The 22704-nt window shown below is 40.3% G+C and carries 18 protein-coding genes and 1 other annotated feature; of the genes, 4 read left to right on the forward strand and 14 right to left on the reverse strand.

From position 1 onward, the window contains the following. Positions 1 to 119 precede the first annotated feature (119 nt). The gene (locus EKM98_RS08610; RefSeq protein WP_082920419.1) at positions 120 to 509 is read left to right on the forward strand and encodes a PTS sugar transporter subunit IIA domain-containing protein; all 390 of its coding nucleotides are present in this window, start codon (positions 120 to 122) and stop codon (positions 507 to 509) included. A gap of 142 nt (positions 510 to 651) precedes the next feature. On the opposite strand, the gene EKM98_RS08615 is transcribed toward EKM98_RS08610, so the two are convergent. The 3 genes from EKM98_RS08615 to EKM98_RS08625 form a co-directional block, all read right to left on the reverse strand. Continuing rightward, positions 652 to 1956, reverse strand: coding sequence for a thymidine phosphorylase (locus tag EKM98_RS08615; protein WP_164512684.1), 1305 nt, complete (start codon positions 1954 to 1956; stop codon positions 652 to 654). A gap of 529 nt (positions 1957 to 2485) precedes the next feature. Next, on the reverse strand, positions 2486 to 2731 hold the full coding sequence (locus tag EKM98_RS08620) for a hypothetical protein (RefSeq protein WP_225418554.1): 246 nt from the start codon (positions 2729 to 2731) through the stop codon (positions 2486 to 2488). Positions 2732 to 2752: 21 nt separating this feature from the next. Then, on the reverse strand, positions 2753 to 3358 hold the full coding sequence (locus tag EKM98_RS08625; protein WP_125982082.1) for a hypothetical protein: 606 nt from the start codon (positions 3356 to 3358) through the stop codon (positions 2753 to 2755). Positions 3359 to 3603: 245 nt separating this feature from the next. Here EKM98_RS08625 and EKM98_RS08630 point away from each other — a divergent pair, with 245 nt between their 5' ends. Beyond that, the gene (locus EKM98_RS08630) at positions 3604 to 4818 is read left to right on the forward strand and encodes an SAM-dependent methyltransferase (protein ID WP_068222348.1); all 1215 of its coding nucleotides are present in this window, start codon (positions 3604 to 3606) and stop codon (positions 4816 to 4818) included. A gap of 299 nt (positions 4819 to 5117) precedes the next feature. Then, positions 5118 to 5369: a binding site (T-box leader), on the forward strand. Between the two features lie 138 nt (positions 5370 to 5507). After that, positions 5508 to 6308 (forward strand): 2-keto-4-pentenoate hydratase, encoded by an 801-nt coding sequence (locus EKM98_RS08635; RefSeq protein ID WP_068222345.1) that lies wholly within the window; start codon positions 5508 to 5510, stop codon positions 6306 to 6308. An 88-nt stretch (positions 6309 to 6396) separates the two neighbouring features. On the opposite strand, the gene EKM98_RS08640 is transcribed toward EKM98_RS08635, so the two are convergent. The 10 genes from EKM98_RS08640 to EKM98_RS08685 form a co-directional block, all read right to left on the reverse strand. Then, the gene (locus EKM98_RS08640; protein WP_068222342.1) at positions 6397 to 7122 is read right to left on the reverse strand and encodes an amino acid racemase; all 726 of its coding nucleotides are present in this window, start codon (positions 7120 to 7122) and stop codon (positions 6397 to 6399) included. Positions 7123 to 7308: 186 nt separating this feature from the next. Next, positions 7309 to 8565, reverse strand: a complete 1257-nt coding sequence (locus EKM98_RS08645) for a carboxylate--amine ligase (RefSeq protein ID WP_068226173.1) — start codon at positions 8563 to 8565, stop codon at positions 7309 to 7311. 2 nt (positions 8566 to 8567) lie between these two features. After that, on the reverse strand, positions 8568 to 10109 hold the full coding sequence (locus tag EKM98_RS08650) for a UDP-N-acetylmuramoyl-L-alanyl-D-glutamate--2,6-diaminopimelate ligase (RefSeq protein WP_125982084.1): 1542 nt from the start codon (positions 10107 to 10109) through the stop codon (positions 8568 to 8570). Positions 10110 to 10388: 279 nt separating this feature from the next. After that, complete coding sequence (locus EKM98_RS08655; RefSeq protein ID WP_225359763.1) at positions 10389 to 11672, reverse strand: D-alanyl-D-alanine carboxypeptidase family protein; 1284 nt, start codon at positions 11670 to 11672, stop codon at positions 10389 to 10391. Between the two features lie 19 nt (positions 11673 to 11691). Then, entirely contained in the window at positions 11692 to 12849 is a 1158-nt protein-coding gene (locus EKM98_RS08660) for a sensor histidine kinase (RefSeq protein WP_068222333.1), read from the reverse strand. A gap of 18 nt (positions 12850 to 12867) precedes the next feature. Beyond that, positions 12868 to 13557, reverse strand: coding sequence for a response regulator transcription factor (locus tag EKM98_RS08665; protein WP_068222330.1), 690 nt, complete (start codon positions 13555 to 13557; stop codon positions 12868 to 12870). Between the two features lie 492 nt (positions 13558 to 14049). Next, positions 14050 to 15204 carry a mannitol-1-phosphate 5-dehydrogenase gene (locus tag EKM98_RS08670; protein WP_068222327.1) on the reverse strand — a complete coding sequence of 385 codons (1155 nt, stop codon included), beginning with the start codon at positions 15202 to 15204 and terminating at the stop codon, positions 14050 to 14052. Between the two features lies 1 nt (position 15205). After that, positions 15206 to 15649, reverse strand: a complete 444-nt coding sequence (locus EKM98_RS08675; protein ID WP_068222324.1) for a PTS sugar transporter subunit IIA — start codon at positions 15647 to 15649, stop codon at positions 15206 to 15208. Between the two features lie 28 nt (positions 15650 to 15677). Then, positions 15678 to 17786, reverse strand: a complete 2109-nt coding sequence (locus EKM98_RS08680) for a BglG family transcription antiterminator (protein ID WP_404802945.1) — start codon at positions 17784 to 17786, stop codon at positions 15678 to 15680. A 128-nt stretch (positions 17787 to 17914) separates the two neighbouring features. Next, a complete protein-coding gene (locus tag EKM98_RS08685; RefSeq protein WP_068222318.1) occupies positions 17915 to 19729 on the reverse strand; it encodes a PTS mannitol transporter subunit IICBA in 1815 nt (604 codons plus the stop codon). A gap of 407 nt (positions 19730 to 20136) precedes the next feature. On the opposite strand from EKM98_RS08685, the gene nagB reads away from it, so the two are divergent. Next, positions 20137 to 20847, forward strand: a complete 711-nt coding sequence (gene nagB, locus EKM98_RS08690; protein WP_068222316.1) for a glucosamine-6-phosphate deaminase — start codon at positions 20137 to 20139, stop codon at positions 20845 to 20847. Between the two features lie 158 nt (positions 20848 to 21005). On the opposite strand, the gene EKM98_RS08695 is transcribed toward nagB, so the two are convergent. Further along, positions 21006 to 22487 (reverse strand): ABC transporter substrate-binding protein/permease, encoded by a 1482-nt coding sequence (locus tag EKM98_RS08695; RefSeq protein ID WP_068222313.1) that lies wholly within the window; start codon positions 22485 to 22487, stop codon positions 21006 to 21008. Positions 22488 to 22704 lie beyond the last annotated feature (217 nt).

Raw genomic sequence — 22704 nt, forward strand, 5'->3', positions numbered from 1 at the left:
CCTACTAGCGACGCTGATCGAATTACCGGTTAAATTTTTTAGACACCCCTTGCCTTTTTGTAGGTTATTTTAACGGTTCGCGCTAAAATAAAATTAACTTAATTTAAGAGGTGGGTCCAATGACCAAAATAAAAGTTATCGTCACTGGCCACGGCCACTATGCTAGCGGTATGCGCGACGCAATTGAAATGATTGTTGGAAATCCGCGCCACATGACTTTCATAGATTTTAGTTCTGATGATTCAGAGGATGATTTGCGTGAACGTTTTATCCAGGAAGTTAACACTGCTGGCGGTAAGGACATAGTGTTCTTAACTGATTTACTCGGTGGCACGCCATTTTCCGTTGCCGCAGTGCTAACTCAAACTAACAGTCACATCAGCATTGTCGCTGGCGGCAATCTGGCCTCATTATTAGAAACTTTATTTAAGGATTATCCCTCTGGTCGCGCCTACGCTGAAGATATTGTTCACATCACGAAAAACGCGGCCTCGGTTTTACCACAATAAAATGCTTAAAGAATTGTGCCAAGAGTGGGACAAAAATCGCCTTTTGGCACACGTTCTAGAGTAATGTTCAGAAAAAAATGAGGCTAGGACTTTTGTCCTAGCCTCATTGCATTTATTCTTTAGGCCATTTTTTAATTATTTACTATTCCGCAACTACTTGGTGAATTAACTTAGTATCTTTACGAATTTCACCAAGCTCAATGGCGCCACGAACTTCTTCTTGAGCAGCAACTGAATCAGCATCGCTACTATAAACTGTTGCCAACGCCTCACCAGCCTCTACGGAGTCCCCAATCTTTTTCCGTAAAACAATTCCAGCTGCCAAATCTAATTTTTGCTCCGTATTCTTCCGCCCGGCATTTAAGGTTTGAATAGCATGACCAATTTGATCAACATCAATGGTACTTACATACCCTGAACTACTGGCCCGAACGTCATTTGTGTAAGCAGACGCGGTTAATTTTTCTGGATGATCGATAACGTCTGGGTCGCCACCCTGACTGACGATTAAATCCCGGAATTTAGCCAGCGCTTTACCAGTCACCAAGTTGCCAATTAGGGCGGCCCGTGTATCTTCAGCGTTAGCCCCGTAACCACCTAGCTGGGCCATGTGCGTTCCTAATTCCAGAACTAATTTACGTAAATCGGTTGGCCCACCATTTTTCAATGTCGCAATGGCTTCTGCAACTTCTACGCCGTTACCAATGGCATCGCCCAAAGGCTGGTTCATATCGGAAACGACGGCTAACGTTCGCCGGCCAACCTCATTACCGACGTTAACCATAAGGTGCGCTAATTGTTCGGCCTGCTCCTCATTCAACAGATCATGCCCGCTACCAGTTTTAATATCTAAAATAACGGCATCTGCGCCCGTTGCGATATTCTGACTTAGCGTTGAACAAGCCACCAAGGACGGAATTGCCATCGTATCAGTTTCGTGCCGTAACTGCCGTAACTTTTGCTCTGCTGGTGCCAACTCGTCGACTGGGGCAGCGATTGCCAAACCAATCTCTTTGACGGCCTGGACAAATTCATCCGGCGTTAAATTAACGCGAAAACCAGGAATTGATTCTAATTTGTCCAACGTACCGCCTGAATGATTAAACGAGCGCTGACTTAATTTAGCAACGGGAATGCCCAAACTAGCAACTAATGACAGTAGGATCAGGGATGTTTTATCCCCAAGCCCCCCAGTAGCGTGTTTGTCCACTTTAATCCCCTGAATAGCGGATAAATCATAGACGCCGCCGGAATACGCTAATCCCATTGTAAAGTCCGTTAATTCGGTTAAATCAGTACTATCTTTGAAAGCTAACGTCTCAAGAAAAGCACCCATTTGTGCATCAGTCACACTAGCATCGCCGAGCCCCTTGATTAAAAAGGAGATCTCATCTGCCGAAAGCGGTTCTCCGTGTCGTTTTTTAGCAATTAATTCTGTCATTTGCATTACGAAATACCTCCAGATTAGGTCCATAAACAAAAAACCGTTACTTATTAAAAAGCATACGGCTTTAGCGGGACAGTTGTCAAATAAAGCTAGCGTGGCAAGTAGAGCAAGCAATGGTATCGGAGTGGGACAAAAGTCGGTTTTGGGTTTACTGCGTAACGTAGGCTAATTCAGACTTTTGGCGCACGTTCTAGAGTAATGCTTGGAAATAACTAGGGGGTAGGATCTTTGTCCCAACCTCAATGATATTCCCAAGTTAAGATCGTGTTTGAAAAATACCTTATTAGTGTTTACCTGACTAATTTAGTGTAAACGTGTTTGGAAAAGCAGATTCTTGCGGTGACCGAGACGAACTTAGTCGAGGAAACACAGTTACGGACTTTGTAACTGTGCTCCTTGGCGGTTTTTGCCGTGCTAGTTCTTGCGGCATGAACTTATGGCCATCGTTCGTAGCATCAAGATTATTAGCGATTTAGGCTAATAATCCTCAATTGTGAAGTAGAATCTAACCGCTTTTCCAAACACTCTCTTATTTCTTGCCGCGACCATAGCGGAAATACAACCAGGGGCCAATTGGTTGTATTAAAGTCACTGGCAACCAAACAAATTTATTACCGCGCTTAAAACTTGAACGATGTAAAATACTGCGAATGGCTAAGCCTTGCACAATTAGTTCTGCAATGGCCACCGGCACCAAAATTTGGCGACGTCGTATTTTACGGTAGCGTTGTTGCAATTTTTGATCTTTAGCTTTTACCTTTGTATCAGTCATCATGATCCCCACTTTCTAGTTTCATTATGGTTTAGCAATTGTTGGTTGTTGACTATTTTGTGTGGCTGTCCGTTTCTGACTGCTAATCGACGCATTATTTGAAGAACGGATGCCTCGGGCCGTGGAGCGAACAGTTGTGTAGTAAGTTTGGTTAATCGATTTTTTAGCAAGTAATTTTCGAATCGCCGCGTTCGAGCCAACAAAATTACCGTTATCACTTAATGAGCGTGCCTGCGCTAATTCGTGCTGGTAGTTCTTCTGTTGCTTAATAACTGTTGGTAGCTTAGTTTGCAACATCTTTGCTTGCTTAACTAACGTTGAATTGCCATGTTCAGTTGCCGCAACCTGCTGTAATTTTTCTTTAGCGTTTGTCTTTTTGGCCTGCTGAATATCCATATCGGCGGTGCGCATTAACTTAACCTGTTTTAACGAGGCTTGTGCCGTTTGATCCGATTTTTTTGCGGTCAGCGCTTTATTATATTGTGCTTGTGCTGTTGAATAGTTTTCTTTATCAACCGCCGATTTTGCTTGTGTCATTGCATCTTGATAATCACTATTTGCTTGACTACTACAGCTTGCCAGTAATAAGCTGCTACCTAAAATCAATAACACGGAGACCAATCTTTTCACGGGAAAACACCCTCTCATACCCGTTAATTAATTTAATTACGATATTTTTTAATCAGTTACACTAAAAAGTCGTGTTGTTCTTGAATACTTTCTCGTCAAAGTATACCATGTTTACGGTTACTTTTCCTGCAACAGTATAATTTGAAATTAAAAAACACTTCATTAATTGCTTACACTTACTACTTTTCAGAAAGTGGCGTATACTGTCTTTTATACTTACATTGCGAGAGGAAGGATTTTGGCACATGCTTGAAAAGACTTTTTATAAAACACTCTTCAGTCACTCATTTAATATTCCGGTTAAAGTAAATTATTGGGACGGCAAGAGCGTTGTTTACGGTGAAGGCGAGCCAGAAGTCACCATCACATTTCACGAAGTAATTCCAATGAAGGAAATTCTAAACAATGCTTCATTGGCACTTGGCGAAGGTTACATGGACGGTAAGATTGAAATTGATGGCGGACCTTACAGTATTCAAAAGCTGTTAACGGCGGCATACGAAAGTGCTGGCAGCTTTATGCGTAATTCAAAATACATTCGTTTCTTACCAAAACAGTCCCACACTGAAAAACACAGCAAAGAGGACGTTCAAAGTCACTATGACGTTGGTAATGATTTTTACCAGTTATGGTTAGACTCAACAATGACTTATTCGTGCGCTTACTTCCAATCACCAAAGGATACATTGGAACAGGCACAAATGAACAAAGTCCGTCATATTTTAAATAAGTTGGACCCACAATCTGGGCGAACCTTGCTTGATATTGGCTGTGGTTGGGGAACCTTGATGCTAACAGCTGCAAAAGAATATGGTCTCCACGTTACTGGGATTACTTTGAGCCAAGAACAATACAATTACGTTCAACAACAAATTAACGATCAAGGACTACAGGATGTCGCCGATATTCAGCTGACCGACTACCGCGAATTAAAACACGAACCATTTGATTACGTTACTTCAGTTGGTATGTTTGAACACGTTGGCAAAGAAAATCTTGAATTATACTTCAAGACGGTTAGCAAATACATGAAGGACGATGGCGTGGCTTTGATTCACGGCATTACGCGGCAACAAGGTGGCGCAACCAATGCTTGGTTAACTAAGTACATTTTCCCAGGTGGTTATGTCCCTGGTTTAACTGAAAATATGCAGCACATTATCGACGCTAAGTTACAAATTGATGACGTTGAGCCTTTACGACGTCACTACCAGCACACGCTTGAAATTTGGGATAAGAATTTTAATGACCATTTGGATGAAGTTACCAAGCTTGAAGGTGAACGGTTTACTCGCATGTGGGACCTCTACTTACAGGCCGCCGCTGCTTCATTTGAGTCTGGCAACATTGACGTTATTCAATTCTTAATCTCTAAGGGTGCCTCCGGTAAATTTATGCCAATGACCCGCGATTACATTTACGCTAAAGAATTGGCTAAAGAGTCTGCAACTAACGATTAATTACTTTAAGGGAGTGGGACAAAAGTCCTTTTTGGATTTACTGTGTAACGTAGGCTAATCGAATAACCATAGTACGGTTATTTGATTAGCCGTAGTTAGGCACGTGAACCCAGACTTTTGGCGCACGTTCTAGGGTAATGTTCAGAAACAATGAGAGGCCAGGACTTTTGTCCCAGCTTCTTTTTGTTTGCATTAAAATATCATCATATTTTAATTTTCTCATTTTTAATCTAAAATAGCTATTGACATCCATCAAAATCAGCCTTATAGTAACACCATATTAGAAATAGATGAGATATAAATAGACATTGATGAGGAAAAGTAATTGATTGTCGTTGAGTCAGCGAGTTTCGTTAGGTGCAAGGAAACATCACGACAATTTTTGAAAATCACCTTGGAGTTATGACGCGAAGCTTAAAGTAACCGTCATTGGTAGCAACCATTATTTTGCTAGCGTATCGAATAATTCTGATTATTATTCCGTACGTGATGAGTTATGTTATGTGAGTAACATAAAAATTTGGGTGGTAACGCGATTAATCGTCCCGTAAAGTAGATTTTCTACTTTGCGGGATTTTTTTATTGAAATGCACTATACGTATACTTAATATTACCCGCTTTTAAACACACTCACTTTATTGTTGAACAGTCTCACCTATTTCTAAAAACTATTTGAGGAGCTGATTTTTATGTCAGAAAAGAATGTACTTGCTACAAAGAACGCCACTGAAGAAGAAGTTGCTAATGATCTGTACCAAGCCTTGGTGACCAAACGGCCATTAACTGCAACTGACTACGAGGAAAAAGTTGCTAATTTTGATACTGCCTATCGTGTTCAACGTGCTTTTACCGAACTTAAAAATGAAGCTGTTGGCGGCTATAAAGTCAGCCTAACCTCCGAAGAAACCCAAAAAATGTTTGACTCTGATTCACCATTTTATGGCGCTGAAACAACCAGTGCCTGGCTCAAAAATTACGCGACAGTTAAACTCAGTGATTTAATGGATCCCCTACTTGAAGTTGAAATGGTCTTCACCGCAAAAGAAGCACTTTTAGCAACGGATTCATTGGCCGAACTGCTCAGCAAAGTTGAGGTCTCGGCCGGCGTTGAGCTGCCTGACTCACGGTTCAAAGATTGGTTCCCTAGCCTTTCGAAATACTTAGTTGTTGCCGATGGTGCCGTTGGTGGCCGGGTAGTTTACACAAAACCAACGACTGCCAAGGTTGCCGTTAACGACTTGGCCGGTGTTGATTGCACCTTATCCCTTGACGGAAAACAACTCGGCACTGGTAAATCCTCTGAGGTTCTCGGAAATCCGCTCAACTCATTACAATGGCTAGTTAAAAAATTAGCCGAACAAGGTGTTGACTACCCTAAAGGTACTAAAGTTTCCAGTGGCACTTTCCTTCTCCCACCACATTTACAAACGGGCCATTACGTTGCACACTTCAGCAAATATTTTGAAGATGTTGAATTAGACGTTAAATAATTAGAGCGTGTTTGAAAAAAGAGACAAAATAAGCTCCAAGCCTTCAGAAAAATAGCTGAAGGGCTTGAAGCTTATTTATTCGGTTAATTTATTTTGCCTGTCGTTCTTGCCGTAATTTTAGAGCCAACTCCAGTGTCCGATCCGCAATTGTCGACTGAGAGTCAACAACTGGGTAATTATGATCCGGCGCCTTTTCTTCGGCCAATGATAACTCAGTGCAACCTAAAATAATGGCGTCAACCTTCATATCCTGAACCATATCAGCCAAAATTGTGTGGTAAAGTGTGGCGTCAACGTGGCCTTGTTCCTCTTTAATGGAGGTATAAATCAAGTCGTTGATTTTCTGCTGAATTGCAGGTGTTGGATCAACTTCCGTGTAGCCAGCCTTTTTAATTATTGGTTGGTAAACGCCACTCGCGACAGTTCCTTGAGTCGCCGCCAAACCAATTCGTTTGGCCGTCGGAAATTTATGCTTGATTTCCTTAACCGTTTCTTCAGGCATATTTAAAAATGGCACGTCACTAGCTGCATTTAGCTCATCGTAAAAATAGTGGGCCGTATTACAGACCATTACCATGAAATCAGGCTTTAATGAATTTTGTTGTTCCACATCTTCTAGTAAAGTCGGCAAAAAATTCGTTTTGCTATGATCTAATAGATAAGTTGTCCGGTCCGGTACAGTCGCGTGATTGACCAAAATATAGTTTAAATAATCTTGATCATTTTTGGCCGGCGTTCGTTGATTTAAAATTCGAATAAAACTATCCGTCGCCATTGTGCCCATTCCACCTAAAATCGAGAAAAATTGTTGCATCCTACCAACCTCCTAAAAATGCGAGCATAAGGTTAAAACGATGAACTACATGCGAATACTTATAAAAGCGTTCCAGTCACGAGCGTTGTTCACTAAATGAAATTAAGCACGGAAAGATACTTTTTCAAGCACCTCTAACCCAAATTGGTTAGAAAAATACTACCATAACCAATTTTCAAAGTCAGCCTATTCCTTATTTTCCTTGAAGTATTGGGCAAAACGTCCATTGTACAAATAGAAAGAATAACGCTGCAAAATATACCGCTTTAAGTTGCGGTCACCCTTGTAAAAAACAGTTGTGCCGTAACGTTTGGCCGCTAATAATTTTAGGGCTCGCTGCTTATCGGCATTGTCCCGTGCGTATTTTTTGAAAACTTTAGCGGGAACACCTAGCCACAACATTTGTTTAGACTCATCTTTGTTACCATAGACAGTTGGTTTATCTTTCATTTCACCTGTGACGTAATCTTCAACTGGCATTTGTGCCAAATTATACCCATTTAAAGTAACAAAGAAGCTGCTACGACCTTGGCGCAAATTAATTTCAAATAATTTAAAGCTCTTATCCCGGGAATCATACTTCATATCGAAGTTGCAATAACCGGTAAAGTTGATTGCCTCCAAAAACTTCTGAATCGTATCGTACAGTGCTTGATTATATTCAGGTAAAATTGCGACGTAGTTACCAATATCAGCTGGCGTTGGATCCTCCAATAATGGATGTCCCAAACACATTAACTTCACGTGGTGATACTGATCAACATAGCAGTTTAACGTGCGCATGTTGGAATCATCACCAGGAATAAAATCTTGTAAGATAACGTCGGAAGTATAGCCGTTATCGTAGATTTTGCTGACAATATCGTCAAATTCTGCCCGAGTTTTAATTCGAAACGCCTTTTTACGTCCTTCAAAATGAATGTCTAACCATTCAACAGCATTTGAGGGTTTCAACGCAACTGGAAATTGATATGGAACATCAATTTTTGCAACGCCAGCCTTATAGTCATCCCACGTAATAATTTGGGTTAACGGATGGGGTAAATCATACTGATCAGCCATTTCGTAAAAGGCTTCTTTACTGATTAATTTCTCGACAAGATCATAATCAACGTAAGGAACAACAAACGTTTTTTGTAGAAACTCTTTATGCTTAGAAACAAGTTCAACGTAGCCATCACCACAAGCAATTAAAATCACTTTTTTATGAACATTTTGATAACGCTTGGCGATCTTCTCCATGCTGGCAATAAAACCAGGATCCTCATTAAATCCCGGGAAGGTTTCGACGTCAACTACTTTACTGTATTTAGTTGGAGCAAATTGGACACTGGCAAAGGCCTGCACTTTTTTACCGTAGCGCTCATAAAAAGCCCGTGCCATTCCATAAACATTAATATCGCTCCCTAAAAGTACTGGGATAAAATCAGTTTCACTTTCCATCATTAATCTTTTAATCCTCTCACAATTTCTTTAGCAACGACCATGTCAGTTGGGTAAGGCGTATCGACACCACGAACCTTTTGGTAGGCGTCGTCACCCTTTCCGGCGAGCACGACAATATCATTTTCCGTACTCAATTCAATGGCCTTGCGGATAGCCTTGGGCCGATCTATTTCAATTGTAACGTTGACTTTCTTATGGTCAATGTTTTCATCAATTTGTTTAGCAATTTTTAAAGGATCTTCAAAACTAGGATCATCTGTTGTTAAGAAAGCGACATCTGCGTACTCACTCAGAACCTTAGCAAAGCCTGCCCGGCGGGAAACTCCCTTATTTCCTGGACTACCAACGACAACAATCACTTTATCCGTCTTTTGCTGACTTTCTAGAAAACTTAGTAATGCTTTCATACTGGCATAATTATGCGCATAATCCGCGTAGATGGTGCCATTATGTTCCGTTTGCAATGATTCCATTCGTCCTGGAACGTGGACAGTTCTTAATCCTTGCGCGATTTCTGCTTGACTTGCCCCCGCTAAACTAGCGGTGACCGCAGCGGCTACGGCGTTACTTTCATTAAAGTTACCAGGCAAATTTAATTCGTAAGTTGCGCCATTACCGATCTTCTTAGCCTTAGGCGTTACCGGATAAAATTCAAACTGACTTTCAATTAAATCGGCCTCATCACTTTTGAATCGGTAATCAACCGGTGGAACTGCCATTTTAGGCTGAAAATCTTGATGGGCAAATAAATAAATATCTTCTGGCTGGCTAGTTGTTTTGGCGGCCTGATAAACATCCAATAAGTGGTCCGTTTCAGCATTAATGACGCAGATTTTCGAATTAACTAACAACTGTAACTTGCAGTGTAAATAATCCGCGAAGTTAGGGTGCTCCGTCGGTCCAATATGATCTGGTGTAATATTCAAAAAAACACCAACGTCAAAATGAAGTCCGTAAACACGTTCTTTTTTGTAAGCCTGGGAAGAAACTTCCATCACCAAGTGCGTCATCCCTGAATCCACCGCCTCGCGCATGTCGTGAAAAAGATCCAGTGATTCTGGCGTCGTTAAATTAGATTTAAATTCCTGCTCTGGTTTAGGCCCAATAATTCGATCAATCGTTGAAAATAAGGCTGTTTTATCCGATGTTGTTTCCTTTAAAATATTACGGGTGAAATAGCTCGACGTTGTCTTACCCTTAGTCCCAGTATAGGCAATGATGAAGAGTTGATTTTGCGGAAAGTCATAAAACGCCGCACTAATTAACGCCATTGCCTTTTGAATATTAGTGACAATAATCGCAACTAGACCCACGCCCTCTTCTAGTTCGGCCTCGGCCATATAAGCCGTTGCACCATTTTTCTTTGCCGTTGATAAATAATCTGGTTTAAAAGCGCCCTTACAAAAGAAGAGTGAGGCCTCCGTCACCTTACGTGAATCGTAAGCAATCCCCTTAAAAATGACGTTTGGTGCATCAGTGACCTTTTTTAATAGTTGATGTTCATTTAGTAATTCAATAACTTCATTTAGTTGCAACTGCATGATGATCCTCCTTCAGATGCCCAATTAAAACCTGTTTGAAAAAGTAGCATCGGCATTCAAAAATTACGTAAAACCGTTTTTAATACGTGATTTATTATAGCATAAAAGCCCCGTTTAAATGAGATTCTCACTTTTGTTTCCGAAAAAAAAGAACGGTGTTGAAAGTGCCCAGTTATGAGCAAATCTCCACCACCGTACTTGTTCATCATCTAAATTTAAACGCTAATCGGTAAGTAGCTATTCAGCCACTAGGAAAAATAATTTCCGTCACGCTATCGCTTAAAATATGTTTTGGAAGAACCGACTAACTTGTTGGCCAAACGTTGCCTTAGCTACAGAGGTTTGTGTCACTAAGGTCACTTTTGGTACTGAATAGCCCGGAAGATAATTGTTGGACTGAACCGTGGCCGTTCCTACTTTTTGCTGTGCCTTAACGGGTACTGTTAGTTGTTTCTTTGCGGCCGCCTTCGTTAACTGATAACTAAGTTTTATTTGATTACTAGTTGCAGCAGTTGGCGCCCAAAAAGTCAGTGCCTGCTTAGTGCCAATTTTAACCGCTGTATTCTTCCCATTCGGTACCGCCAAGGTTTTAAGCTGGTTCACCTGTGCCCCTTTAGGTAACCAAGTCTGTTTAGTCTGCGTATTGAAAACCTCGTGCATTAATTTTGCCGTTTCGGTAAACCGAGCATTTTTATCCTTTTCGGCCTGATTAGCGTGCATTACCACGGTAATAATTCGATTGCCGTTTTTGCTAACGGTACCAGCAAAGCATTCACCGGCCAAATCCGTTGTGCCTGTCTTCAAGCCATCCACCGGTAAATCACTGACCGCGGCCGATTCACCAGGTAACATTGCGTTCCAGGTTTTCATAGTCGTTGTCGTTCCTGATTTTACCTGAAATGGCAGTGAGCGCTGTTTAGTTGTTTCCAGAACTTCTGGGTAGTCGGCCATTAAATGCTGGGCAACAATAGCAACATCTGCCGCCGACATTTCATTTTCAGCCGTACTAGCCGAATTAGGGTAGCGATCATCACCTAAGTAACTATTATTTAGACCGCTAGTATTTACGATCTTGGCATCTTCAATCCCCCAACGCTTAAGTAAAGTACGCATTTGATTAACTGCACCTGTCTGTGACCCTGCTACCGCATTGCCCAACAGAACTGCTGCCGAATTGGCCGACGCAACTAGGGCTGCCTGGTATAAAGAACCAACCGTGTAGTGACCATTTTCTTCCAGTGGCACATTGGTTAGATCCTTATCTTGGGTTAGACGGTAGGCCAATTGATCCACTGGTACTTCAGTATTCCAAGTTAATTTGCCCTCTTTAATGGCCTGCAAAGTTAGGTAGATAAGAACCATCTTTGTCATTGAACCAATTGGCAAAACTTGTTTAGCGTTTTGCTGGTATAAAATTTGCCCACTACTAGCGTCAACTGCAATCCCAGCCTTGGCATCTAACAGTTGCCCCTGAGTTGCCGCTGCACTTGGTTGACTGACCGTAGCTACCCCTAACAAACTTAAAGTTAGAATAACAATTATTCGGCTAACAATTTTTTTCACTATCCTACTCCCTTTTCCACTAGTTCTGGTATTGCTTCGGTATTTCTAATTTAACCCCGTGCTTAACGGGTAAGTACATGACAAAACTAGTTAAATGCCTGTCCGAAGTTGCGTAGATATAGCCACCATGTAAACTAACAATACTCTGAGCAATGGCCAAGCCTAGACCAGTACCTCCAGTTTCTTTAGAGCGTGATTCTTCCACCCGGTAGAAGCGATCAAATAACTGACTCAACGCTTCTTTAGGAATCGGTGAGCCATCATTTGACACTTTAATCATAACCTGAGTACCTTCTTGTTTAGCTTCCAAAAAAATATGTTTGGCATCTTTACCGTACTTTAATGCATTGCTGATCAGATTATTGAACACCCGGCTTAATTTTTCTGGATCAGCGTCCATCATTAATGGATCTGGTCGATACTTCACGTTGATTAATAATTGCTTTTTTTCGGCCTCTAGCTCGAAACTGGCGGCCAATTGCTCTAACATCTGGCCCATATCAATTTGACTAATGGTAACTGGTGTCGAAGTTTGCCGAACCTTAGTGTATTCAAACAAATCCTCAACTAATACTTGCATCTGTTTGGCCTTTCCAAAAGCTATGTGGGTATATTTCAGAATTTGAGCCTCATTTTGATACTGGTGATCCTCAATCAGACCCAAATATCCAATTATAGACGTTAGCGGCGTTCGAATATCGTGGCTAACGTTGGTGATTAGCTCATCCTTTGAGTCCTCAATTCGCCGCTCATCATCCATTGCCTTAACCGTCGAGTCAACCAACGCGTTAATACTTAAAATAACGCGCTGCAAATCACCGCGCAACGTAAACGGAATTCTATGCTCAAAATGTCCGTCCGCAATATGGTGTAATTCACTAATAACGTGACTAAGTTGCATCTGATGGTAGCGCCGAATTAAACGCCAATAAACAACCAAGGCATCAAAAACTAGCATAAAAATCGTAAAAATATTTTGCCAGCTCATTAAGTGGAAATTATTGGGCCCAATTGAAACGGCGTTCTTGATTTGAAAAATACCATCGTTCAACGCTCGATTAGTGTGAATAGCCTGATTAGCCAGAACGATTACGGACAAATTCAATAATAGTAATAAAATAACGGTTGTAACGCCCTCTATGAATAGCGCGCTTTTTTCTCGTCCGGTTAATTTCACAGTTTACCGGTGACCTCCTTAATGTGCTTCAACTTTATAGCCCACGCCCCAAACAGTTTGAATGACCTTCTCGCCATCCGTTGCTTCCTCAATTTTATCGCGTAAATGACTGACGTGAACCATCACCGTTTTGGCCGAAACAATACTTTCTTGTTGCCAAACACGTTCAAAAATTTCATCCGCTGAAAAAACTCGGTTGGGGTGACCGGCCAATAAGTATAAAATGCCAAATTCTAGTGCCGTTAATTGAATTTGCTTTCCAGAAATCGTTTTTACTTCATGGGAATCTTTTTTAATCTCTAAAGGTCCAACTTCAAGTACATCGGGTGTATCATCGGTTACTTGTTGTTGACTGCGGCGTAACAAGGATTTAACCCGCGCCATGACCTCTAGTGGATTGAAGGGCTTAGAAACGTAGTCATCAGCCCCACTAATTAGGCCCTGAATTTTATCCATATCAGTTGTCTTGGCCGATAACATAAGGATCGGAATCTGTGAATCTTTTCGGACTTCACGGACAACTTCCATTCCATCCATATTTGGCATCATGATATCTAAAATCATCAAAGCAACGTCTGGATTAGTGGCCAGTTTTGTTAAAGCCTCCTTACCATCGTAAGCCTTAAGTGCCTCATAACCTTCATTTTTAATGTAAATACTTAATAATTCAACGATATCCTTATCGTCATCAACAACTAAAATTTTCATAGATAATTCCTCCTTGTTTCACATCAGCTAATTTTTAAACACGTTTAAGTAAATTTTATTGCGGCCGAGCACAGAATACTCTTAAAAAATTTCTTAGTCTGCTCATTAAAATTCCTTATGAACCAGCTTGCCATGATCGCAACTGGTAGTATCGGCAACTTCAAACCATTGCCTTTATTTATGTGGATCATCCCATAACGGCCACCAAGCAAGCTTGAACCGTTACTAGTCTTCAACGAACATACCACACTTTAGTAATTCTAACAAAGAAAGCTTGAGAAATAATTAAGAGTGGCACTTTTACGCCGAAAGTACAAAAAAAGAAGCCCAGAAAAGTCTGAGCTTCTTACTATTTCCGATCATTATTCTAGAACGTGCGCCAAAAACCTGGATTCACGTGCCTAACGGGAGTGTTTGGAAAAGCGCCCAGGTTCCTGTGCTTAGTTACGCAATAAACCCAAAACCGACTTTTGTTCCACTTCCAGTCCTTAATTATTTAGCGGCCAATTTGCCTTGGTATGATTTTGCAATTGCGCTAATCAAATCAGCATCCTTCAAACCAGTTACTTCTTTAATAACGCTGGTTAGATCTTCGTCCTTCAACATTTGTTGTAACTTAACTGATTCATCATCTTTAGGTTCATCGTAAGTAAAGATCATGCCAACAGTATCCAACAAGGTGCTGTAATCTAATCCCTTGGCCTTCAATTCACGCATTGGTCGTACAAAGCGTTCGTCGTAGCCTAACTTACGGATTGGTGTTCGTGCAACCCGTGAGATATCGTCAGAGATATATGGGTTTTGGAAACGACTAGCAACTTTATCTTGATATTCTTTTAATTCGGCAACCGTAAAGTCAAATTCATGGCTCAACAAATCACGAGTTTCGCTCAAAGCACCCTGCAATTGTTTCCAAATTTCAGGATCTTTAATGGCGTCACCAATTGTTGTATAACCTTTATATTTACCAGTATAAGCAACAGTAGCGTGGCCTGTATTAACTGAGAATAACTTCCGTTCGATGTATGGTTCCAAATCGGGAACGTAAACAACGGTATCAAGCTTCAATTCAGGATTCTTCATCTGGGATTCATCAACGACCCATTCCTTGAATGGTTCAACGGAAACGGCCAAAGGATCTTCATGATGTTGAATCGGTACAATCCGGTCAACGGCAGCGTTTGGAAAACCAACGTAGGCATCGGCGTACTTTTGTTCGTCGGCATTTAAATGCTTATAAACTTCAGTCTTTAAGAACTGACTGCCACCAATCATATTTTCACAGGCAATTGCATCTAACTTAGTTTCAGATTTTGCAGCTAAACGTGCCTTAATCCCATCAGCAATCAATGGTGCAATAAATGGTAAAATCTTAGGCCCAATGGCAGTTGTCACTAAATCAGTTTTTTCAATTGCTGCGACAACAGCCTCAGGATGATCCTTGTTATTTAAACCATCAACGTTTGCAACGTGAATCTTTTTATGGCCTTCAGCGGCTAATTCAATATCGTATTCGTGCCGTGCGTTTAAGGCATCAATGATGGTGCTGTTAACGTCAACGAAATCAATACTAAAACCATTTGCTGCTAAAGTTTCACCAATAAAGCCACGACCAATATTTCCTGCTCCAAAATGTACTGCTTGCACGTTACTCAACCTCTTTCAATAAATTGATAATTTCATCTGGTGACTGCGCGTCAGCCAACTTTTCGACATTATTAATGTCGCTACAGAAAAGTGCGATTTGCGATAATAACTGTAGGTGTTCACCATTTAAGCCTGCAATACCAAAGACTACGGTCACGAGTTTTTCATCTGCGGGATCATCCGCAAAATCAACACCCCAAGGCAATTGAACAATCGAAATACCTGTCTTTTTAATATACTGCTTACCGTCACCAGTGCCGTGAGGAATTGCGATAAAGTTACCCATATAAACGGAAACATCGCGGTTCCGCGCCAGCATTGAATCAACATAAGGTGCCTCAACGTAGCCGTGATCAACTAATAAGCCACCAGCCATTTTAATGGCATCCTCTTTGGTTTTAACTTCTTGGTTCAGCAAGATCATATCTTTATCAAGTGCGTCCATATTTCTCACCCTTTCTCTTTTACACTCGTCACTCTGGCGTTGCCGCGTCATTAATCACTTTAATTTCGTCTAAGAATAGACTACTGATTAGTTGATAAACGATTGACTGCGTCCCAGTTTTATAAATTTCTAAATTTAAATCACTTTCAATGATAGAACCACTAATCTTTCCCATCAAGCTATTTTCAGCAAAATTCATATTTGCTGGTCCTAGCATTAGTAAAACACGCGTTAATGCAATCGGTTTATTATCCATACCTTCAACGTCTAGCGCATCACTCAAATCATAAATTGAAAAGAATGGTTTTTTGATTGTACTATCGGTAGTGTGAATTAAAGCCATTGCCGTCCCCGGAATACCAACTGGTGCCTTACGCATTCGCTTAATTAATAGCTCGGCGACCCGGTGCGGATCACTCAACATGAGTCCATCCAAACTGGTCGTAATTTGCGTTAAGGTTGCTAGCAAGTCTTGATTGGCATTATTAATTTTTTGAACAGTGACGCGTTCTAAAATATCATTAGCAGTTCGCATTGCTTGGTAAACCTCTTTAAAATCCTGAGTTTTTTTAGCTAGTACCTTTGAATCAGTTGTGACCTGCTTTTTGGCCACCGTTTTCGGCGTACCATATTGGGTTACAATATCATCCTTAATTTCCTTGATTTCACTTTGAAGTAGCAACGGACTAATCATCTTATACTTCATTGGAAATCCTGGTAAGAAAATAGTGGATAAAACTAAATCATACTGACTCAAATCCAAATTATTCAATTCTGAAACTCGGGAAACTTTGAAATGTTTAATTTCTGGTACATTTTTACGTAATCGTGTTTCCAAAATCTTGGCCGTTCCGATACCGTTGGCACAAAGAACCAATGCAGATACTTCAGCCTTTTTAACTCGTTTTTCGTAAGAAGAAGCGAAGTGAATCACAATGTAAGCAATTTCGCTATCAACAAAATGTGTTTCCGGAAAAACCTTAACTAAAGCTGCACTAACATCCTTGTATAAATTAGAATACTCGGTCTTAATTTTTGTCAAAACCGGATTGTTAAGCTCTGGTATCTGAGAATGCGAGCGTTTCAAGGCGGCCGACAAATGTGCCATTAAGTCCTTAAATAGCGTATCGTCTTGTCGAAAATCCCAAGCAAAGCGTGTCGTTACATCAGCAATTAGTTCTCGGACTTGATACGATAAAGCCAAATCGTAATTTTCCAACATAATATTCTTCGGAATCGCAAAGCTCATTCCCTGAATCTGTAATGCTAAGAATTCAAGCTCCAGCATATTAACGTGATCCCGAATGGATTCCGGAAACTGATTAAACAGGTTAATGGCCAAATGTTGGTCCTTAAATAACTCATTTTTATCAACGTGCTTTAACTCATCTAACGTTTGTTCTTCGGCAATTCGCATTGCCGAAACCGTCAAAACAATGGTTAACTGTTGCAGCTGGCTATCAGAGAGATGCTGAAAATCGGATTTCTGGTACTTCGTAATTGCCTGAAAACTAATGGCTAACAGCTCAGAATCTAACAATTTAATGAAGTACATTGAACTGTATTCATTTTTTTGAGTAGCTCGATTATTTTTTTCCAAATACTCAAAGAATTCATATTCGTTAATTTCACTGTTGAGCACGCCACTTAAAACACGCCGACGATTACTCTCTTTTCCAGTAACTTGAATTCCTTGCGCCTTTTTGCGAACAATCTGTAATCGATAATCCGTAAAAATTGGTTCGATTGTCGTTAAATCTTGGGCAATGGTGGCGGAACTAACACCAAAATCATCCGCAAAAGTTTTCATTTTTACGATATCATTTGTCAGTAACAACCGACAAGTGATCGCGCTTTGCCGCCGGCGAACATCGAAATAACCAATGTTATCTTCAGTTGAAAGTTGCTGGCGCAGCTGCGTCATTGCGGCCGGTTCCCCCACCATTTGATAATAATTTTGTTTCTTAACTAATTGAATCTGTAAATGAGCAAGTGTTGTCTCAAGACTGGAAAGCTCTCGGTAAACAGTTCGCTTGCTAACGTGAAGTCGTTTCATCAAATCTTCACGGGTCATTCCTTGTGCGTTCCGTAATAGTAATAAAATTATCTCTGCTTCTCGATTGGAAAAGTACATCAAACCAACCTCTTTAATGTGAATAAAGTCGAGGCAAGGCGTTTGCGTAGCTTAATGCTACATACGGCAAAAGGCAAATTCTCCCCTAAAGAGAAAATTGGCCGCCTTTTGTGTCGTTTTTATTCACGATCTTATTTAAGTTCAGAGATAATTTTATCATACTCTGCAGGATCTAACAGATTACTCATTACGATAACTTGTAAATCAGCAAATTGCGATTTAATTCGTTTAGCAGTTTCACGACTAGCAAGAACCAACACTTCTGGCTTATCTTCCAAATCGTTAACAGCAACATTGCGTGCAGTTATTTTCTTATCGTTTTTCTTTAAAGCAGTCTTAAAGGTTGAAAGGGCCATTGTTGCCGAACCAACATTCTGGTCGTGATGAACGAAATCAACTTCAGTAACTTTGCTAAAATCAACTTTATAAGCCGAAGCGTCAGTTTCCTTAGTAGTAGAATCTTGCGCTGCATTTTCCGTTGAAGTCTCGTCATCTGCTGTAACTTCTTTGGTCTTCAAGCCGGCGACAATTTCATCGTACTTAGGACTATTCAAGAAGTTTTCAACTGATACGTGGACCGCATCTGGCGTCTTCTTCAAAGCTCGATCAGCTAATTCTTCTTGTGTAACAACTAATAAACCAGATTCATCCTTCAAATTACTAATGGCCGTGTTGGTTACAGAAAGATCCAAACCAGCTTTCTTAACCTTATCACGTAAGATTGAGGCACCCATTGCGGATGAACCCATCCCAGCATCACAAGCAAAAATAATCTTACTTACAGTACCACCAGATAAGATAGCTTTAGCGTCTTTGCCATTGCTAGCTTGAGGCTTGGTGTTACCTTTCATAGCATCTACTTGTGCTTGACCAGCTTCTAAAGCAGCATCCGGATTGGTCTTATCCCGGCGCAAGATAACCATTGAAATTAAGAAGGAAACAATCGTTGCTGCAGCAACACCGGTTAAGACAGCAACAAAGTTTCCAATACCTTTAGGTGTCATTAAGAGAATCGAAATAATTGAACCAGGTGATGGTGATGCTTTCAAGCCAGCACCTAACATACTAAAGGTAAACGTCCCAGTTACACCACCAGCGATAACAGATAAGAATAATGCTGGTTTCATTAAAATGTAAGGGAAGTAAATTTCATGAATCCCACCAAAGAATTGGATAATGATGGCACTTGGTGCAGATGCTTTAGCAGTCCCTTTACCAAAAATAGAAAAGGCAAGTAAAACACCAAGACCTGGACCTGGATCAGGTTCAAGCAAGAATAGAATTGACTTTCCTGCTTTAGCCGCTTGCTGAATACCAAGTGGTGTCAAAATCCCCTGATTAATAGCGTTGTTTAAGAACAAAACCTTCGCTGGTTCAATGAAGATATTTGCCAACGGAATTAAATGAATCGAAATGATGTAGTCAACACCAGTTGCTAACCAGCCACTTGCTGTTGTTACAACTGGGCCAATGGCATAACAGCCAATAATAGCTAAAAGCATTCCAATAATACCAGATGAAAAGTTGTTAACTAACATTTCAAAGCCTTGACGAATGTGAGGCTGAACTCGATCGTCCCACTTCTTAATACACCAGCCGCCAAGTGGTCCCATTAACATAGCACCAATAAACATTGGAATGTTGGCACCAACAATAACACCCATTGTTGCAATTGCACCAACAACCCCGCCACGATGACCTGCTATTGATGAGCCACCAGTAAACGCAATTAATAATGGTAGTAAATAAGTCACCATTGGTGTAATCAATTTGGCAAGATGTGCGTTTGGCAACCAACCAGTTGCCATAAATAATGCTGTAATTAAGCCCCAAGCGATAAAGGCGCCGATATTTGGCATAACCATGTTAGACAAGGCACTACCTAAACGCTGGACTTTCGTTTTAAGTGACGATTTTTTCTTCGTCGATGTTGCTGTATTTTCCATAACTTAAAACGCTCCTTTCCTTCTACTTTACGAAATTCATTGTAGCCGCTTCCTGAAATCGCTTCAACACGAACTTTGGCACACTTGATCGTGCCATCTTCTACTTTAACTAAAAAGTGGCACAAAAACAGACTAGATTCCGCTCTGCAATAACATCAGTTTTGGCGCACTTCAAAAATAACAACATAATCACGAAACAGCATAAAGAATCGTGTTTTAACGCCCTAATTAAATATAATTAGCAGTATAAATTCCACCGTTAATCGAATTACTTCTATATGAGAGCATGATTGTTGTTAAATAAAAAATCCAAAAAATGAGTGGAATGCTTGACTATTTTTCAAAACGATTTATAATTGGACTATACCAATAAAGGTACGAAAACTTATGAAGAGGGGTTCTAAATAATGAACGTTATCGTTGTTAAGAATGATGTTGAAGGCGGCAAAAAAGCAGCTGATATGATCCGCGAAGGTGTTAAAAATGGTGCAAAAGTATTAGGTCTTGCTACTGGTAGCACTCCTGTTGAAATGTACAAGAACTTAATTGCAAGCGATGTAGATTTCACTAAGATGACTTCCGTTAACTTGGATGAATACGTTGGTTTGGCACCAGATAATGATCAAAGCTACCATTATTTCATGCAAGACAACTTGTTCAACAAGAAGCCATTCGCTAAAAGCTACGTACCAAACGGTTTAGCTGAAGATTCTGATGCCGAAGCCGCTCGTTACAACAAAGTTATTGCTGATAACCCAATTGATATCCAAGTATTAGGTCTTGGCCGTAACGGTCATATTGGTTTTAACGAACCAGGCTCCCCCGTTGATGCTCAAACACGTAAAGTTGCTTTAACAGAATCAACAATCGAAGCTAACTCACGTAACTTTGAACATGAAGAAGACGTTCCTAAATACGCTTATTCAATGGGTATTGGTTCAATCATGAAATCTCAGAACATCATTTTGATGGCTTGGGGTGCTGAAAAAGCTGATGCTGTTAAGGGTATGATTGAAGGCCCTGTAACACCAGATCTTCCAGCAAGCATTTTACAAAAGAAAGATAACGTTACAGTTATCATCGACGAAGCAGCTGCTTCAAAATTAAGCAATAAATAATTTTAAAGACTAAAAAAGGACCAACGACGGCGGAAATTCCGTTTGTCGTTGGTCCTTTTTTTATACATTTTATTTTCTGTAACTAATTTGTCCTAAACATGCTAAAAATTATCGTTGCTCAATTGCGGAGTAGACTCTAACCGCTTTTTAAACGCTCTCTAATTTGAAGCCGCCATCTTATGTTCAGCCAAAGCCAACAATCGTGAAATACTGAAAGTTAAAACAAAGTAAATCAATGAAGCAACAATTAATGGTGAAAACGGCTTAAAGCTTGCGCCCTGAACAACACCCGTTTCAAACATCAATTCACCTACCCCGATTACTGAAACAACCGACGAATCCTTTAAGACAGTAATAAATTCATTTCCCAACGCCGGTAAAATATTTTTGATTGCTTGCGGTAACACAACATAACGCATACTAGCGGTTTGCGTCAATCCTAATGAACGCGCCGCCTCTAGCTGTCCTACTTTAACCGAATTAATCCCCGAACGAATAATTTCTGCTACGTAAGCACCAGAGTTAAGTGATACGGCAATCATACTTGAAATTAAGGCCGATAGCCCAAGACCCAACATTTGTGCGCCAAAGAAAACAATGAAAACCTGAATCAGCAGTGGTGTCCCCCGAATAAATTCGATGTAAATAACGGCAACGGCCTTTAATAACCAATTCTTCGATCGTTTCATAAAGGCAAGCATTGTTCCTAAAATAACCCCAAAGAACACACCAACAATGGCCAACTCAACGGTATAAAGTGTTCCTTTAAGGAAGTAACTACCATATTGTTGGAAGAAACTACTTTTTTTGAACATTAAAGCATTGGCGTCCTTTTTATACTTGGTCATTAACCCTTTTTGATTGATCGTAGTAATACTTTTATTTACTTGCTTTGTTAAGGCCGGCGCATCTTTGGGCATTGCAACGGCCGTTGGTTTTGTAGAATTAGCAAAACTAGTCTTAGTTATCGCAAAGTCCTTATTCTGCTGGACGTAAGCATCAGCAACTGGCTTTTCTAAAACAATTGCTTTAATTTTATTATTTTGTAAATTAAGTACTAAATCCGTTGTTTTTTGTAGTGACATCACCTTGGCACCAAACAACTCATTGTGCGCCAATGTTTCCTGAGTCGTTTGTTTTTGAGCACCGACTGCGACACCTTCATAATCCGCTGAAGTTTTAAATTTGGCGGCATCCTCTTTTTTGGCAATTACAACTTGCTTAACGTGTAAGTACGGCTTAGAAAAAGTAACCTGTTTAGCTCGCTCTGGCGTTTCCGACATGCCCGAAATAATCATGTCGACTTTTCCTGTTTTAAGGGCACCTAATAAAGCATCAAAACCCATTTCATTAATTTTTAATTTAACACCCATATCTTTCGCAATTCGCCTGGCAATCGATACATCAAAACCAACGATTTTATCTTGGCCATTAATTGTTTGGTGAAATTCGTAAGGTGGGTAATCGGCGGATAATCCAACCGTCATGTAGCCCTGTTTTTTAATTTTTTTCAAATACTTATCTGATTGCGTTGTTGTCTGCTCGGCGGCTAAACTTGGTGTGCTCGCCAGTACGGTCGGAACAAGTAATCCTAATAGTAAACTCATTAAAAGCAGCAATTTCTGAACCTTGTTTTTCATACTGGAGTCTCCTTTTTTAATCCGTTTTTAATTATTGAATTTATTATACGTTAAAAATAATTTTTATGCAAATATTATTCAATTATTAACTTACTTTAGGCCAAAAAAATAAGCGCTGCGGGGTTACCCAACAACGTTTATTTGGCTCTATACTTTTTCCTGTTGATAGTTTACAAATGGTAAACTATTAACAGGATTTTTGTGCAGAAAAAGAGCT

The organism is Loigolactobacillus iwatensis (genome assembly GCF_003950295.1).
Lineage (GTDB): Bacteria > Bacillota > Bacilli > Lactobacillales > Lactobacillaceae > Loigolactobacillus > Loigolactobacillus iwatensis.